The organism is Saccharothrix sp. CB00851 (assembly GCF_001905065.1).
Taxonomy (GTDB): domain Bacteria; phylum Actinomycetota; class Actinomycetes; order Mycobacteriales; family Pseudonocardiaceae; genus Actinosynnema.
Genome location: NZ_LWLC01000023.1, coordinates 182,965 through 199,365, shown reverse-complemented (window position 1 = coordinate 199,365; position 16,401 = coordinate 182,965). Strand labels below are relative to the sequence as shown.

The 16,401-nt window shown below is 72.1% G+C and carries 12 protein-coding genes and 1 tRNA gene; 8 read left to right on the top strand and 5 right to left on the bottom strand.

What is annotated here, in order from left to right:
* Window positions 1-7: 7 nt before the first annotated feature.
* Both A6A25_RS22330 and A6A25_RS44200 read left to right on the top strand, forming a co-directional pair.
* On the top strand, window positions 8-394 hold the full coding sequence (locus A6A25_RS22330; protein ID WP_073892934.1) for a nuclear transport factor 2 family protein: 387 nt from the start codon (window positions 8-10) through the stop codon (window positions 392-394).
* A gap of 433 nt (window positions 395-827) precedes the next feature.
* Window positions 828-998, top strand: a complete 171-nt coding sequence (locus A6A25_RS44200) for a hypothetical protein (protein ID WP_158073790.1) — start codon at window positions 828-830, stop codon at window positions 996-998.
* A gap of 96 nt (window positions 999-1,094) precedes the next feature.
* Here the strand turns inward: A6A25_RS44200 and A6A25_RS22325 are convergent, their stop codons facing one another.
* Window positions 1,095-4,367 (bottom strand): hypothetical protein, encoded by a 3,273-nt coding sequence (locus A6A25_RS22325; RefSeq protein ID WP_143193333.1) that lies wholly within the window; start codon window positions 4,365-4,367, stop codon window positions 1,095-1,097.
* 314 nt (window positions 4,368-4,681) lie between these two features.
* Here A6A25_RS22325 and A6A25_RS22320 point away from each other — a divergent pair.
* The 4 genes from A6A25_RS22320 to A6A25_RS22305 all read left to right on the top strand — a co-directional run bounded on the left by A6A25_RS22320 (window position 4,682) and on the right by A6A25_RS22305 (window position 8,100).
* Window positions 4,682-4,755, top strand: a tRNA-Arg gene (locus A6A25_RS22320).
* Between the two features lie 301 nt (window positions 4,756-5,056).
* Complete coding sequence (locus A6A25_RS22315; RefSeq protein ID WP_073892932.1) at window positions 5,057-6,088, top strand: pectate lyase family protein; 1,032 nt, start codon at window positions 5,057-5,059, stop codon at window positions 6,086-6,088.
* Between the two features lie 17 nt (window positions 6,089-6,105).
* Window positions 6,106-7,095, top strand: a complete 990-nt coding sequence (locus tag A6A25_RS22310) for a pectate lyase family protein (RefSeq protein WP_073892930.1) — start codon at window positions 6,106-6,108, stop codon at window positions 7,093-7,095.
* 15 nt (window positions 7,096-7,110) lie between these two features.
* The gene (locus tag A6A25_RS22305) at window positions 7,111-8,100 is read left to right on the top strand and encodes a pectate lyase family protein (protein ID WP_073892928.1); all 990 of its coding nucleotides are present in this window, start codon (window positions 7,111-7,113) and stop codon (window positions 8,098-8,100) included.
* Window positions 8,101-8,171: 71 nt separating this feature from the next.
* Here the strand turns inward: A6A25_RS22305 and A6A25_RS22300 are convergent, their stop codons facing one another.
* Window positions 8,172-8,843, bottom strand: coding sequence for a lytic polysaccharide monooxygenase auxiliary activity family 9 protein (locus A6A25_RS22300; protein WP_380736052.1), 672 nt, complete (start codon window positions 8,841-8,843; stop codon window positions 8,172-8,174).
* Between the two features lie 440 nt (window positions 8,844-9,283).
* Here A6A25_RS22300 and A6A25_RS22295 point away from each other — a divergent pair, with 440 nt between their 5' ends.
* Window positions 9,284-10,450: an endo-1,4-beta-xylanase gene (locus A6A25_RS22295; RefSeq protein WP_073892926.1), complete on the top strand. Its 1,167-nt coding sequence runs from the start codon at window positions 9,284-9,286 to the stop codon at window positions 10,448-10,450.
* Between the two features lie 63 nt (window positions 10,451-10,513).
* Here A6A25_RS22295 and A6A25_RS22290 read toward each other — a convergent pair whose 3' ends face one another.
* The 3 genes from A6A25_RS22290 to A6A25_RS22280 all read right to left on the bottom strand — a co-directional run bounded on the left by A6A25_RS22290 (window position 10,514) and on the right by A6A25_RS22280 (window position 12,784).
* Window positions 10,514-10,930: a DUF3995 domain-containing protein gene (locus tag A6A25_RS22290; protein WP_073892924.1), complete on the bottom strand. Its 417-nt coding sequence runs from the start codon at window positions 10,928-10,930 to the stop codon at window positions 10,514-10,516.
* Between the two features lie 265 nt (window positions 10,931-11,195).
* Complete coding sequence (locus A6A25_RS22285; RefSeq protein WP_073892922.1) at window positions 11,196-11,780, bottom strand: NAD(P)H oxidoreductase; 585 nt, start codon at window positions 11,778-11,780, stop codon at window positions 11,196-11,198.
* Window positions 11,777-12,784 (bottom strand): NADP-dependent oxidoreductase, encoded by a 1,008-nt coding sequence (locus tag A6A25_RS22280; RefSeq protein ID WP_073892920.1) that lies wholly within the window; start codon window positions 12,782-12,784, stop codon window positions 11,777-11,779. Before A6A25_RS22280 ends, A6A25_RS22285 begins: the two co-directional genes overlap by 4 nt.
* A 102-nt stretch (window positions 12,785-12,886) precedes the next feature.
* Between A6A25_RS22280 and A6A25_RS22275 the strand changes: the two genes are divergently transcribed.
* The gene (locus tag A6A25_RS22275) at window positions 12,887-15,970 is read left to right on the top strand and encodes a BTAD domain-containing putative transcriptional regulator (protein ID WP_073893263.1); all 3,084 of its coding nucleotides are present in this window, start codon (window positions 12,887-12,889) and stop codon (window positions 15,968-15,970) included.
* The last annotated feature ends 431 nt before the right edge of the window (window positions 15,971-16,401 follow it).

The following is a 16,401-nucleotide window of genomic DNA, read 5'->3' as shown; positions in this document are numbered from 1 at the left end:
GAACACCATGACCGCACTGGACGTCGTCCGCGCCCACTACGACGCCTCGGCGCGCGGCGACCTCGCCGGCATGCTGGCCGTGCCGGCTCCGGACGTCCGCTGGACCGAGGCGGCGGGTTCGGCGTACGCGGGCACCTACACCGGCCCGGCCGCCGTGGTGGACGGCGTGTTCCGCCGGATCGACGAGGAGTGGTCGTCGTTCGCCGTCGAGGTGGACGAGCTGCTCGACGCCGATGACGCGGTGGTGGCTTTGGGCCGCTACACCGGCAGGCACCGCGCCACCGGCAAGTCGATGACCGCCCGCTGCACGCACGTGTGGCGGGTCGCGGACGGGTTCGTCCGCGACTTCGAGCAGATCGCCGACACCGCCGCCATCGCCGCCGCGCGGACGTGAGGCGGCGCGTCTCGTCGGCCGGTGTCCATGCAAGGCCGCAGAACTGCGGTTCGCGGGTCGAGTGGCGACGTGGTCGTACGCGACATGCCTTTGGCGAGGTCCGGTTCCGCATGCAGGATGGAACTGTGCGTGATCGTGCTCAGACAGCTGGTCCGGACGAGGGCAACCCGACTCAGCAGGGACACGCGTCGTCCGGCGCGGCGGTGGTCCAAGCCGGCCGTGACGCCGCGGTGCAGGTGCAACACGCTTCAGGGACCGGCGCTGCGCGGGCATCGACGGGCGGCTACGCCAACAGTGGTGTGCACGTCGGTGATGTGAACCTGCGGACCGGCGCTCAGGTGCGGACCCGGTACCGCTTCCAGGTGCGGCAGATCGCGCCGCAACGGCTGCACGATCGCGAATCGTCAGGTCGGACCAACGAGGTCGGGCCTTGATGGCGATAGCGAAGACCTCCGTGGGTGAAGCCGAGGGCCGCGCCGTGCGAACCGCCGCCGCGGCCCTTCAGTGCAGTCCGTGGCGCACCAACCCCCGGGACCTGTGTCGGGTGTCGGTGCCGGCGGCCAAGGCCGTCATCGCCGAGTCGGTACTGCTCGCCCGCCGATGACCCACCCGATCCACCAGAAGCTGCCCACGCCGAACGCCCCGGGCCGGCGTGACCGTGCGGGTGCCGGCCGCCGCGGCCGGCACCCGACGTCCGGGTTCACTCCTGGCTGGTGAACACCTCCAGCGCCGCCTCGCGCACGTCCGGGTCATCGTGGCGGCGCAGTCCACGCAGCAGCTCACGCCACGGCGCGGGCCACCCGGCGTCACGACCCGCGGTGGTCACGATCGCCAGCGCGAGCGGTGCCGCGTCGTCGGCCAGCGCCCCGGCCACCGCGAGCTGCCGCGGCCGGGGAACCCGGGACAGCACGTGCGGGAGCACGCGCGCCAGCTCCTCGGCCGCCTGCCGCGCCACCGTCGGCCGCACCACGAGGCGTGCCACGTCGCGCAGACCGTCGAGTTCCGCGCCCTCCCGCTCCCACTCGACGGCGACGAGCGCGAGCTTGACGGCCGACGACCGGTACCCGGCCGCCGCGAGATCCCCGACCAGGGCCTTGGCCGCGGCTCGCGACGAGTCGGCGTCACGCGTGTCGGCGAGCTCGCGCACGAGCGCCGCGATCCGTTGCCGCGCGGGCAGGTCCCGGTCTTCCTCCGCGTCGAACCCGCCATCGGCGGCGACCAGCGCCGTGACCACCTCGCGCAGGGGCGTCACGTCCGCCGTCGCGGCGGCCAGGCGCACCACGGCGGTCAGCGCGTGCCGCCAGGTCGCCGTGTCGGCGAGGTCGGTCACGCGGCGGACGAGCAGCTCCGTGCCGCCGTCGGACCAGCGCGCCCAGGACGGTGACGCGTCCAGCCCCAGCCGGGCCGTGTCCGGGTCGGGCGAGTCCGCGAGCGCGCGCACGAGTGCCGCGTACCGGGCCCGGTGCCGCCGGGGCACGACCTCGGGCCACCGGACGACATCTCCCGCCACCGCCCGCTCGTCGGCGACGGCACGGGACAGCAGCTCCCACGCGGCCTCGTCGTCGAGGAACCACCGCGTCGCGGACACCAGCGCGCGCCGCACGTCCCGGTGCCCGTTCTCCCACGCCCCGGTCAACACCTCCACCGAACCCGGCACGCGGTGTTCCGCGATCAGCCGCACGGCCTCCTTGCGCGCGGTCACCTTCGGCGCGTCGAGCAGGGGTGTCAACAGCGTGCCCAGCCGGTCGGGCGAGGTGAAGCGGGCACAGCGGGCGACCGCGTACACCGCGACCCGCGCGCGGTGGGTGTCGACGTGGGCGAGCAGGTCCGGCAGCACGTCGCCGGGCTCGTCGGTCCACGCCAACGCGGCCAGCGCCGCCTCCACCACCGGCACGTCGTCATCGCCGACGAACTCCCGTAGCAGCTCCACCGTGCCCGGCAGCCATCCGAGCGCCCGCACGGCGGCGGTGCGTTCGTAGGTGTTGGCGCGCGGTGATGTACCGAGGTCGGCCAGCTCGGCGGCGTACGCGGCGACCTGGCGCGGCAGCCAGCGGTCGGGGCGGAGCCCGAACACCGGCAGGAAGCGCACTCCGCGCTTCTGGAACCGGCCGTGCGTCGACCGGCCGATCACCCGGTCCAGCAGGTCCGTTCGGCGCGACGAGATCGCCTGCCACACGGCGGGCACCGTGACGGTGGACGGGTCGGCGGCGAACACCCGTGCCACCCGCTCGTCGCGGTGGTGCGGCGGTGCCAGCCACAGCTCCACCGCCCGTCGCACCACGCCGTCGTCCTTCGCCGACCGCGCCCGGTCCAGCAGCTCCTGCACACCGGCCACGCCCCACGCCCGCCGACCCAGGCCCGCGGCGAGCCCGAGCAGCACCTCGAACCGGCCGCGCCGGGTGTCGGCGGCGAGCCGGGGTCGCAGCGCCTCGTACACCTGGTGCTCGGCGCCGCGCGGCAGCGACCGGTCCAGCCCGTACAGGTTGATCCACGGCAGGTTGCCGCCCAGGTGCTCCAGCCCGGCCAGGCCCGCGTCGACCAGCTCGGGGCGGCGGGACACCGCGCCCTCGCGGATCACCGCTTCCGCCACCGCGCGCACCGCGTTGCGGGTCTGCCAGGAGCAGTCGCGGGCCTGGGTCGCGTCGACCATCAGCTTCGTCAACGCGTCGGCCTCGGCCGGGCGGAACAGCCACGACGGCACCTTGGCCAGCGCGGCGAGCGCGACCGACCGCACCGGGTCCTGCTCGTTGGCGAGCCTGGTCAGGCCCGCCACCACGCCGCCGACCACCTCGGGGTCGCGGGTGGCGGCGGCCGCGGCCAGGTACAGCGGGTAGGCCTCGGCGCGTTCGCCCGCGGTGGCGCGGCGGGTCGCGGCGAGCAGGGTGTCACGGGCGTCCGCCCAGTCCAGGCGGGCGGTGACGGCCAGCCGGCGGGCCGGGTCGTCGGCGACGCGGCGCAGCGACAGCAGTCGGCGGGCCACGGCGGTCCGTGCGGCGGAGGGCAGTTCGTCCACGGCGGCCAGGGGCACGTCCGCGCGGTCGCCGAACACGCCGGTGAACATCGCCGCGCGCCGGGACGGTGCGATCGCGTGCAGGAACCGGGTCAGCTGCGGCCCCTCGAGCAGGCGGGCCAGCGCGATCAGGTCCTCGTCGCCGGTCACCGACACGGCGCGCCACAGGGACCGCCGCACGGGCAGCCGCCCGGTGCGGCGCGGGTCGGTCAGCAGGCGTACCACGCGTTCCGGCGCGTGCCGGGCCAGGCCTCCGATCACGCCGTCGAGCTGCCACGGCAGCGGCGCGTGCGGCAGCACCCGGGCCAGCACGTCGAGCGCCCGGTCGGGTTCGGCCGACGCCGCCAGGGCCACGGCCGCGCCGAGGCGGTACCACACCTGCGGCCACCCCACCGGCGGTGTGGCGTCCAGTTCGGCGGTCACGAAGTCGAGCAGCACCGCCGGATGACGGCGACCCAGCGAGGCCCAGTTGACCACCGCGTGCTCCAGGTCGGGCAACGCCGCGGCGACCACGTCCGGCGAGCACACCGGCAGCAGGCCGACGGCTTCGTGGTCGCCGAACGCCTCGCGCACCACCGGCAGCAGCCGTTCGGCCAACGCACGGCGCTGGTGGCGGCGCACGGCGGTGTAGAGGGCCTGCCGCAGTGCCGTCGCCAGGTGCGGCAGCCGGGCCAGGAACACCTCGGCGGGCACGTCCAGCCGGACCGCCACACCGATCGCCCGCCGGACCACCGAGGTCTGCGTGGCCGACAGGCACCGCACGACGTACTCGCGGTCGCCTGCCGCGTGTGCCAGGTGCAACGCCAGCCGCCGTTCGAACTCGCCACGAGCGTCCAGATCGCCCAGCAGCGCGGCCAACCCTGCGGTGCCGGTCAGCTCACGGGCGGTGCGGGCGAGGAGGCGCTGACGCGCGCCGTACGGCAGCGGGTCGAGGGCCTTGAGCAAGTTTCGCGCGGTGGTCACGGCGGGATTGTCGTCACCGGGCGGACCGGCCGCCACCGGTTTCGCGGAATGGTTCCGGAAATGGTTTGACGGTGCCACCCGCCGGTCGGCACGATGTGCGCACACCGAGCCGGAGGAGCAGACATGACCACCACCCGTCGACGCCGTTCCGGCAGCCCGTGCTCCCCACCGTGACCTGTTGAAAGGTCCGGTCCGGGGAGCCGCCCGTCGGGAAACCGACCAGGGCGGCTTTCTCTTTCCGAAATACCGGAGAAGGCCATCGGTCGACCGGGTCGCCATCGCACGGCGAACCCGGTGGAATTGCCACACGACGAGCCCCCATAGCTCAGCAGGACAGAGCGCGCCGCTACGAACGGCGAGGTCCCAGGTTCGACTCCTGGTGGGGGCACCGCTGGAACCCTGTGCCACCGCGACTCGCCGGGACGAGCCCGGCGGGGCGTGGGCGGCGGTTCCAGACCAGCGCCACGGCCGCCGGGAATAGCCGCGCGGAGCATTCCCGGCTAGCCGGAATGGTCGTTCGCCGCCACATATGTGAACCGGACTGTCGAATAGACCGGCCACATATGTGAACATCGAACACGGGCCGCCACCGGCCGTTGACACGCCGGAAACATGCGCTACGGTGCGAACAGAGAGCGCTTTCCCGATAACTCCCCGCACTCACCCCTCATACGGGAGAGGAAATCGCCATGCCCACATCTTCCGGCACCCGGCACGCCCTGCTCACCTTCGCCGTGGCCGCCGCCGCGCTCGCCACCACCGCGGTCGTCCTGCCCGGCGCCACGCCGGCGTACGCGGCCACCACCGCGGACGGGTTCGCCTCGGTGAACGCATTGGGACAGAACGGCACGACCGGCGGTGCGGGCGGTGCCGTCGTCACCGCCACCACCACCGCCCAGTTCCTGGGCTACATCGCCCGGCCGGAACCGCTGGTCGTGCAGGTCAAGGGCACGATCACGCTCCCGACCGGCACGACGGACGGCATGCACGACGTCGCCTCGGACAAGACGATCATCGGCCTGGGGACCGACGCGCGGCTCGTCGGCGGCGGGCTCAACATCGGCCTGCCGGTGGACGACGACGTCACCTCGCCCCCGGCCGACGCCGTGCACAACATCATCATCCGCAACCTCGCGCTGACCGGCGCCACCGACGACCTGATCAACGTGCAGATGTTCAGCCACCACATCTGGATCGACCACAACGACTTCTCCAACGGCGACGACGGCGCGGTCGACATCAAACGGGGCAGCGATTTCGTCACCGTCTCCTGGAACAGGTTCCACGACCACGACAAGACGCTGCTGCTCGGCCACGACGACGACAACGGCGCGCAGGACATCGGCCGGTTGCGGGTCACCTACCACCACAACTACTTCGACGGCTCCGACCAGCGCAACCCGCGGGTCCGCTTCGGCGAGTCGGTGCACGTCTACAACAACTACTACCGCGACAACAGCTACGGCGTCGCCTCGGCGATGAACGCGGGCGTGGTGATGGAGGGCAACTACTTCTACAGCGTGAACAACCCCGGCCGGGTCGACTTCAGCGGCGACCTGGGCCGCATCGTCGCCCGCGACAACATCCTCGTCGAGTGCAACCACGAGATCGAGCTCCGAGGCTCCGTGGTCGAGCCGCGCACGTACTACGCCTACACCCGCAACCGCGCCGCCGAAGTACCCACGATCGTGCCCGCCGGCGCGGGCACCGGCCGCATCTGACAGGAGCACCGAGACCGATGAGCGACATCAGCAGGCGCAGCCTCCTCGCCGGCGCCGCCGCGACGGCCCTCACCGCCGTCACCGCCCGTGCCGCGACCGCGAGCCCGGTCACCACGAACCCGGTGTGGGCGGCGCCGTTCCAGACCGCCGACGGCTTCGCCGGCACGAACACCCTCGGCCAGAACGGCACCACCGGCGGCGTCGGCGGCCCCGTGGTCACTGTGCGGGACACCGACACGTTCCTGGACTACTGCGACCGCAACGAGCCCTACGTGATCCAGGTCGACGGGATCATGACGTTCAGCAGCAAGCAGGCCCTGCGCTCGAACAAGACCGTCATCGGCCTGCCCGGCGCGGAGATCCGCGGCGGCGGCCTGGACATGTACCGAAGGCAGAACGTCATCATCCGCAACCTGAAGTTCACCGGCGCGGACGACGACGCGATCAGCATCCAGCAGTCCTCGCACCACATCTGGATCGACCACTGCGACCTCAGCGGCGGGCTGGACGGCCTGATCGACATCGTCCGGGGCGCGGACTTCATCACCGTGTCGTGGAACGACTTCCACGACCACAGCAAGACCGCCCTGCTCGGCCACTCCGACTCCAACGCGAGCCAGGACACCGGCAAGCTCCGCGTCACGTTCCACCACAACTACTTCAACGGCACCGAGCAGCGGCACCCCCGGGTCCGCTTCGGCGAGCCGGTGCACGTCTACAACAACTACTTCCGCAACAACCGCCTCTACGGCGTCGCGTCCACCGAGAACGCCGGTGTGCTGGTCGAGGCCAACTACTTCGACAACGTGCCGCACCCCATCTACTCCGGCTACGACGAGAGCGGACCCGGCCGGGTGGTGCAGCGCAACAACATCTTCGTCAACTCCGGCACGCCGCAGACCCTCGGCACGGTCGTGGAACCGCGCACCTACTACGCCTACACCCCCGACAACCCGTCGACGCTGCCCACCACCGTCCCCACCGGTGTCGGCGTCGACCGGATCTGACCCAGGAGGCCACGCATGAGCCCACTCAACCGCCGTCGGCTGCTCACCGGCACGGCGCTCGCCGCGGTCGCCGCCACCGTGCCACGTCCGGCCTGGGCCGGTGTCGGCGCGCTGAACGTCGCCGACGGGTTCGCCGGCGTCAACGCCCTGGGCCAGAACGGCACCACCGGCGGCGCGGGCGGCCAGGCCGTCACCGTCACCACGGCCGCCGCCCTCGCCGACTACGTGGGCCGCAAGGGGCCCTACGTCATCTCCGTGTCCGGCCGCATCCAGGTCGGCGACGAGATGCTGACCGTCGTGGCGAACAAGACCATCGTCGGCGTCGGCTCCACCGCCGAGATCACCGGCGGCGGGCTGCAACTCGGTTCCACCACCCGCCCGGGCAACAACGTGATCATCCGCAACCTGCGGTTCACCAACGCCTCGGACGACTCGATCAGCGTGACCAACTCCGCGCACCACGTGTGGATCGACCACTGCGACCTGTCCGACGGCTACGACGGCCTGCTGGACATCAAGCGCAACTCCGACTACGTCACCGTGTCGTGGAACCACTTCCACCACCACAGCAAGGCCGCCCTGCTCGGGCACTCCGACACCTACACCACCGACCGCGGCAAGCTGCGCGTCACCTACCACCACAACTTCTTCGACGGCACCGACCAACGCCACCCGCGCGTCCGCTTCGGCGAACCGGTGCACGTCTACAACAACTACTACCGGGGCAACTCGCTCTACGGCGTCGCGTCCACCATGGACGCGGGTGTCGTGGTCGAGGGCAACTACTTCGAGAACGTCGCGCACCCGATCCTGTCCGGCTACGACAAGAGCGGGCCGGGACGAGTGGTGGAGCGCAACAACATCTACGCCGGGTCCGGTGCCCCGGAGACGCTCGGCACCGTCGTCGAACCGCGCACCTACTACAGCTACACCGTGGACGACCCCGCGTCCGTGCCGCGCCTGGTCACCGCCGGCGCCGGTGTCGGCCGGGTCCAAGGGGTGTGACGGGCGCGAACCGGGCCCCCGCCGGTGTGGCGGGGGCCCGGAACCGCGTCAGGCAGGACTCACCGCGAGGCTCACTGGAAGATGACGTCGCTGCAGAAGTAGTACGACTGGTCCGAGTGACTGGCCTGCCAGATCGCGAAGACCACGTGCCGGCCGGTGCGGCTGCCCGCGTTCACCGCGACCTTGTAGTGGTCCGACGGCGCGTACCGGCCCGTCGTCGCGACCAGGTCGAGGTGGTTCCAGCCCAACGCCGTCGTCGTCGCGTCGTAGCCCTGCTTGGTCACGTACACCCGGAGGTAGTCCGCGCCGTGCCGGGCCTGGTCCCAGATGTCGAGGGTGAACTGCCGCGGCTTGGTCACCGCCTTCCACTGACCCGGGTTGTCCAGCGCCGCATACCGCATGCCGCCGGTGCGCCCGCCGCTGCACAGCTGGCCGTTGGGGATGGCACCCTGGTGGTTGCCCGCCACGCCTTCGCGGTACAGGCCGTTCCAGTTCCACATCGCGGTGGTGTCGGCCTGCCAGGCCTGCCAGCACATCGGGTCCTGCTGCGCCATCGTCGGGTTCTGGAAATCGCTGCCCCAACGCTGCCAGCAGCCGTAGTTGCGCGACGGCGGGTCGACGGTCGACCCGTGTGCCTGGGCGACACCGGTCAGCACGCTCGCCATGAGTCCGCCGACGACCACGAGCGTCGCGAAGGCCCTGCCGAGCAGGGTCTTGTTCGCCGGGATTGATCTGAGCGCCACTCTCTCCTCCTCGTTGAGGATGACCACGTTCCGGTAGTGACCATGGGTTGGGAGCGCTCCCAAATCGCACTGTAACCAGCCGTGCACGCAGATGGGAAGTGTTGGTGGACAACGGGTTCGCATTCGACGCGCATTCGACCGCAATTCGACAAAAGGCCGTCCACAGTGGACAGCGCAATGCGGGACCTCGAGACCTGGCGGTCACCGAGCCCGACACGGGCCGACGCGGTCGGGAGATCAACGGGCGGCACCGGTACCGCGCGCCGACTGCTCCACCAGGACCACCACCGGTTCCCCCACCAGCGGGGACACCGTCTCGATTGGAGGTCTTGACGATCGCCCGGCGGGCGTCTTAGGGTCCGGCATCTCGAAAATTGCCGGGTCAATGACGAAACTTTCGAACGCCGCCGTCGTAGTCGTCCGAGAAAGCGAAGACCGCCATGAAGTCGATCCGCCTCGTCACCGCCACGCTCGCCGCGATGGCGTTGACCTCGCCCCTGGCCCTGGTTGCCGCGGCCTCACCCGACACGGGTGACCTCGCGCCGGGCCACGCGAAGAAGGACACCCTCCGCTGGGTGGCGCCCAAGGGGTTCTACATCGGCACCGCCGCAGCCGGCGGCGGCCACCACGAGAGCCAGCCCTACCCCGACCCGTTCACCAAGGACTTCGAGTACCGCTCCGTGCTGGCCAAGGAGTTCAGCTCGGTGTCCGCCGAGAACCAGATGAAGTGGGAGTACATCCACCCGGAGCGCGACCGCTACAACTTCGGCATGGCCGACGCCATCGTGAAGTTCGCGCAGAAGAACCGGCAGGTCGTGCGCGGGCACACGCTGTTGTGGCACAGCCAGAACCCGGCGTGGCTGGAGCAGGGCGACTTCACCGCCGAGGAGCTGCGCGAGATCCTGCGCGAGCACATCACCACGGTGGTCGGCCGGTACAAGGGCAAGATCCAGCAGTGGGACGTCGCCAACGAGATCTTCACCGAGTCGGGCGCGCTGCGCACCACCGACAACATCTGGATCCGCGAGCTGGGCCCCGGCATCATCGCGGACGCGTTCCGCTGGGCGCACGAGGCCGACCCCAAGGCCCAGCTGTACTTCAACGACTACAACGTGGAGAGCGTCAACGCCAAGAGCAACGCCTACTACGCGTTGATCAAGGACCTGTTGGCGCAGGGCGTGCCGGTGCACGGCTTCTCCGCCCAGTCGCACCTCAGCACCCGGTACGGCTTCCCCGGTGACCTGGAGACGAACCTCAAGCGGTTCGCCGACCTCGGCCTGGGCACCGCCATCACCGAGCTGGACGTGCGGATGGACCTGCCGGCGGACGGCGTGCCGACCGCGGAGATGCTGGCCAAGCAGGCCGACTACTACAACCGCACGCTGGTCGCGTGCCTCAACGTCGAAGGCTGTGACTCCTTCACGATCTGGGGCTTCACCGACAAGTACTCCTGGGTGCCGGTGTTCTTCCAGGGCGAGGGCGCGGCGACGGTCATGTGGGACGACTTCACCCGCAAGCCGGCCTACGACGTCATGCAGTGCACGCTCGCCAAGGAGTCCGTCGAGCGCGGCGAGCGCCACCCGCACCTGCCGGACTGCGCCAAGTAGGTAACAACGCAAGCCGTCGGCCCCCGTTCGGACCTCGGAGTCCGGGCGGGGGCCGATTCCACGTCAGGCGCCGAACGCGACCACGGCGCACGACGTGGCCAGCGCCAGGCACAGCGGCGAGTAGACGCGCAGGTCGAGCCGGGAGTACTCGGTCGACCGGCGCGACGACATGACGAGCCCGCTCCCCCCTCGCAACAGCAACACCACCGCCACGCCCACCGTGCCTACGACCGACACCCACGACGGGCCCGGCACGCCGACCAGCTCCGCCCGCCCCACCACCAGGTAGGCGGCCAGGCCGAGCGCCAGCGCCACGGCCAGCGTCGGGCCGGGCGACGGCAGCCTCTCCGGTGGCACGTCCACCACCCGCCGCGCGAACTCCTCGCGTGACCCCAAGGGCCACGGCGAGAAGATCCACACCACGTGCAACGCACCCACCAGCACCAGAACACCTGCCGTGAGCAGGGCCAACACCGCCATCCGACACCTCCGTACGCCCGCGTATGGTCGCTGGCCGTACGGTAGCGTACGGAAACTGATAGCCCGTGACGCACGCCACGTCCAGGCGGGAACACCACCCGCCCCCGCGCCGTTGGAACACTCGGTCGGTGCGGTCCGTGTCCTCGAGCCTCACCCAGCGCCTTCGCGGAATACCGTTCGGCTGGAGCCGCGTCGAGCCACTCGCCGAGAGGCGACCGCCGCGCCGACCCCTCGACTCCCGACGCGGACGCCGACGTCGATCCCCTCAACTCCCGACGCGGCCGCCGACGTCGACCAGGTCGGTGACGCCCGCCAGCAACGCCCGGACGTGGTCCTCACCGGCCAGCGTGCCGTACAGCAGCGTCAGCGACGCGTCGGAGATGCCGCAGTAGTTCGAGATGCCCACCCGGAGCTGCCGGTCCATCAGGTCGGCCATGCCGTGCTCGTCGAACGTCTCCCGCGACTCCCCCGCGAGCCCGATCCACCGCATCCGCTTGCCGGCCAGGCGCGCTTGGCTGCGCCCGTAGGCGAAGCCGTAGTTCCAGACCCGGTCGATCCAGCCCTTGAGGATCGCGGGCGGCGCGAACCACCAGACGGGGAACACCACCACCAGCAGGTCCGCCGCCGAGATCCGGTCCATGTGCGCCCGCACCTCCGCCGAGTAGACCTTGTCCCGGTCGGCCCAGTCCGGCTCGTCCTCCGGTGTCAAGCGCGGGTCGAACCGCTCGGCGTGCAGGTTCATCAGGTCGACATCGACGCCGCGCGCGGTCAGGTCGTCCTCCAACCGGGCCGCCACCAGCCCGGTGAGCGAGTCGATGCGCGGGTGGGCCACCACCAGCAGCGCCTTCACCGCGCGTCCAGGCGGACGAGCATCTTGCCGGTGTTGACGCCGCTCAGCACGCCGAGGAACGCCTCCGGCGCCCGCTCCAGCCCGTCGAACACCGTCTCCTCGGTCCGCAGCACGCCGTCCGCGAGCCACCCGGCGGCCCGCCCGAGGTACTCGGGGAACCGGTCCAGGTACGAGCTGACGACCATGCCGCGCAGGCTGAGCTGCTTGATCGCGGCCGGGTACAGGTTCGGCCCCGGCACCGGCCCGGTCGCGTTGTACTGGCTGATCGCCCCCACCAGCGCGATCCGACCGCCGGACCGCATCGCGCCGATGGCGGCCTCCAGGTGGTCACCGCCGACGTGGTCCACGTAGACGTCGATGCCCTCGGGCGCGGCCGCGGCCAGCCGCTCGCCGATCGGACCGGACCGGTAGTCCAGCGCCGCGTCGAAGCCGAAGTCGGCCAACTTCTTCGCCTTCACCGGGCCGCCCGCCGAACCGATCACCCGGGACGCGCCCAGCTGCTTGGCGATCTGCCCGGCGACGCTGCCGACCGCGCCCGCGGCGGCCGACACGAAGACCACGTCACCGGGTCGCACGGGCGCGATCTCGGTCAGGCTCACGTACGCGGTGAGCCCCGGCGTGCCCAGGACGCCCAAGTACGCCTGCGCCGGTGCGAGCGCGGGGTCCACGACGGTCACCGTCGAGGCCTCCAGCACGGCGTGCTGGCGCCAGCCGAGGAAGTGGAACACGGTCGCGCCGACCGGCACCGCCTCCGCCTTGGACGCCACGACCTCGCCGATCGCGCCGCCGTCCAGCGCCGCGCCGACCTCGAACGGCGGGATGTAGGACTCGCCCTCGTCCATCCGGCCGCGCATGTACGGGTCGACCGACATCCACGTGTTGCGCACGAGCACCTGCCCGTCGGTCAACTCCGGCAGGTCGACGGTGGCGAGGGTGAAGTGCTCCGGGCCGGGCTCGCCGACCGGGCGTGCCGCGAGGCGGATCTCGCGGGTGGTGTTCGACATGGCGTTCCTCCGTGCGGGTTGTGCTTCGAGGACCACCGTGCCGGGGCGGTGTTCGGGTCCTGCTCCGATCTTGTTCGGGTCGCCTCGACTACGGTGGTGACCATGCGTTTCGGGGTGCTGGGTCCGCTGGACGTCCGGACCGGGGACGGCACGCCCGTGCGGGTGCCCGAGCGCAAGGTGCGCGTGCTGCTCGCCGACCTGCTGGCCCACCGCGGCCGCCCGGTGTCGGCGGACCGACTGGTCACCGACCTGTGGGGCGACGACGGGCCCGCCAACCCGCTGCGCGCGCTGCACGCGAAGGTGTCGCAGCTGCGCCGTGCGCTGGAGGAGGCCGAGCCCGGCGGCCGTGACCTGGTCGAGTCCCGTTCGCCCGGCTACCTCCTGCGCGCCGACGACGTGGACGCCGACCGGTTCGCCGAGCTGACCGCGCGGGCCCGTGAGGCCGTCGACCCGACGGCACGGGCGGCGCTGCTGGCCGACGCGCTGGACCTGTGGCGCGGACCGGCGTTCGCGGACTTCGCCGACCACGACTTCACCCGCTCGGCCATCACCCGGCTCGACGAGCAGCGGCTGGTCGCGGTGGAGGACCTGGCGCAGGCCCGGCTGGAGCTGGGCGAGCACGCGGCGGTGGTGGCCGAACTGGCGGACATCGTCGCCGAGCACCCGTTGCGGGAACGCCTGCGCGCGATCCACCTGCGTGCCCTCTACCGGTCGGGGCGCCAGCACGAGGCGTTGGCGGGCTACGACGACCTGCGCCGCCGGCTGGCCGACGAGCTGGGCGTGGACCCGAGCCCCGAGCTGGCCGCGCTGCACCGGGCGATGCTGGAGCAGGACGCCGACCTCGCGCCGCCGGTGCGGCCGACCGCGAACCTGCCGAACCCGCTCACCCCGCTCGTCGGCCGGGAGCACGACGTGGCCGAGGTGCGGCGGCTGCTGGGCGAGCACCGGCTGGTGACGTTGACCGGTCCCGGCGGGGTCGGCAAGACGAGGCTCGCGGTGGAGGCCGCCCGGCGGCTGGTGGACGGGTTCGCCGACGGTGTGCGGATCGTGGAGGTGTCCGCGCCGTGCTCGCTGCCCGACGTGGTCGCGGCGGTGCTGGGCATCCGCGACGACGGCACGTGGGGCGGCGAGCACGTCGACACGGTCGACCGGCTGGGGATGGCCTTGCGGGACAAGCGGATGCTGCTCGTGCTGGACAACTGCGAGCAGATGATCCCGGAGGTGGCCGCGTTGACCGCGCACGTGCTGCGGACCGCGCCGCACCTGCGCGTGCTGGCGACCAGCCAGGAGCCGCTGGCCGTCGCGGGCGAGGTCCGCCACCCCGTGGCACCGCTGGCCGAGCCCGCCGCCGTGGAGCTGTTCGTCGCCCGGGCCACCGCCGCCGCGCCCGGGTCCGCCCTCGACGCCGACGCGGTGGCGGCGATCTGCCGCCGGTTGGACGGCCTGCCGCTGGCGCTGGAGCTGGCCGCGACGAAGGTGCGCGCGCTGGGCGTGATCGGGGTGCTGTCCCGGCTGGACGACCGGTTCCGCGTGCTGGCGGGCGGGTACCGGGACGCGCCGCCGCGGCAGCGGACCCTGCGCGCGATGATCGACTGGAGCTGGGAGCTGCTGGACGACGCGGCGCGGGTGGTGCTGCGCCGGCTGGCCGTGCACCACGAGGGCTGCACGTTCGAGGCGGCCGAGGCGGTGTGCGGTGGCGACGACGTGCTGGACGTGCTGACCGGGTTGGTGGACCGGTCGCTGGTGGTCGTGGTGGAGGGCGCGGGCGGCCCCCGGTACCGGCTGCTGGAGTCGGTGGCGGCGTACTGCGTGGAACGGTTGGGCGAGGCGGGTGAGCTGGAGGACGTGCGGGCGCGGCACGTCGAGTACTACACCGACCTCGCCGAGCGGGCCCGATTGCGAGGGCCTGGGCAGCACGAGTGGTTGCGACGGCTGGACGCCGACTCGGCGAACCTGCGGGTGGCGCTGGACCACGCAGTGCGGCAGGGGCTGGCCGCGCAGGCGTTGCGCCTGGTGGACGCCCTGGCGTGGTACTGGGTGCTGCGCGGCAGGCTCGGTGAGGCACGGCGCGCGTTCGAGACCGTGCACACGGTGGGGAGGACCGGCGCCACCACGGCCTGGCACACCGGCATCGGCATCCTGACCGGTCAGGGCGCGGACCGGGACGCGCGGATCGAGGCCGCGCTGCGGTCGTGCCCGGAACCGCACGCGTTCTGGTTCCTCGGCCATGCCCTGTGCGAGATCGGCGACGTCGCCTCGGCGGAACACCTGACCGAGCGGGCGCTGACCACCTTCGCCGCCACCGGCGACCGGTGGGGCACGGCCGCGGCACTCAGCGACCGCGCGCTCCAGCGACTCCTGCAGGGCGACCTGGAGGCTGCGGCCCGGGACGGCGAGCGCAGCGTCGCCCTGTTCCACGACCTCGGCGACACCTGGGGCAGGCTGCGCGGCACCCGGCCGCTCGCGGCGGTGGCCGAGGTTTTCGGCGACTACGACGAGGCAGCGGAGCGGTTGCGGACGGGCTTGCGGTTGGCCGAGCAGCTCGGCCTGTGGCCGGAGGCGTCCGACCTGATCGCAGGACTGGGCCGCATCGCCCTGCTCGCCGGTGACCACGAGCGGGCGCGTGAGCACCACGAACGCGCCCTGGACCTGGCCGCGGAGCACGGTTTCCGGGCCGGTGAGGCCAACGCGCGGCTCGGTCTGGCGTTGGGCGCACGCCGTGCGGGCAACCTCGACACCGCCGAGGAGCTGTTGTACACCGTGCTGGCCTGGCACGACGAGGTCGGGCTGTCCGGCGCGAACGCGTTGGTGCTGGCCGAACTGGGCTTCATCGCCGAACTGCGCGCCGACCCGACGACCGCTGCGGTCCGGCACCGGGAGAGCTACGCGGCCGCCGTCGGCACGGGCGACCCACGTGCGTTGGCGTTGGCTTTGGAGGGCCTGGCCGGTGCGTCGGGCGACCCGGCGTCCGCCGCCACGTTGCTGGGCGCGGCGGACGCGGCCCGACGATCCCGCAACGCTCCCCTGCCCGCCGCCGAACGCGCCGACGTGGACCGGATCACCGGTCGGGTCATGGAGGTTCTGGGGACGGTGGCGTTCGGAGAGCACTTCGCGCACGGGGCCACGCTGACCCCGGACCAGGCTTTGGATTACTCGGACTCAAGGGCGGGGGTTCGAAAAGCCTAAAAGCGTCCTCGCCGGACGGGCAGATCAGCAGGATGACCTCCCGCTCGTCCCGCCTCGTTCTCGTTGCGTCGGGGACGTCCTGTTGCGTCGTGGGCCGGGCTCCGTGTCATCCCACCGACCTCCCTCCGGGCTACCACACGCGTCAAGAGGGCGCCCGAAGTTGGAGTATCAGGCAACGCTCGCACGACGCCCTCTTGACACGTGCGGTAGGGCTACGCCAGGTCGGCGGGATGACACGAACCCCTCGCATTGAAAAGCGGAAGCGCATCGCAGCCGCACCCGCCCCGGCGCCGCCCGACCCCGCGCTCGTCGGCGACCCCCGCGCGCTGTGCCACGAGCACGTCCTTCTCCCCAATAGGAGGGCTTCGTGTCATCCCGCCGACCTGGCGCAGCCTTACCGCACGTGTCAAGGGCGGCGCGTCCAGCTTTGC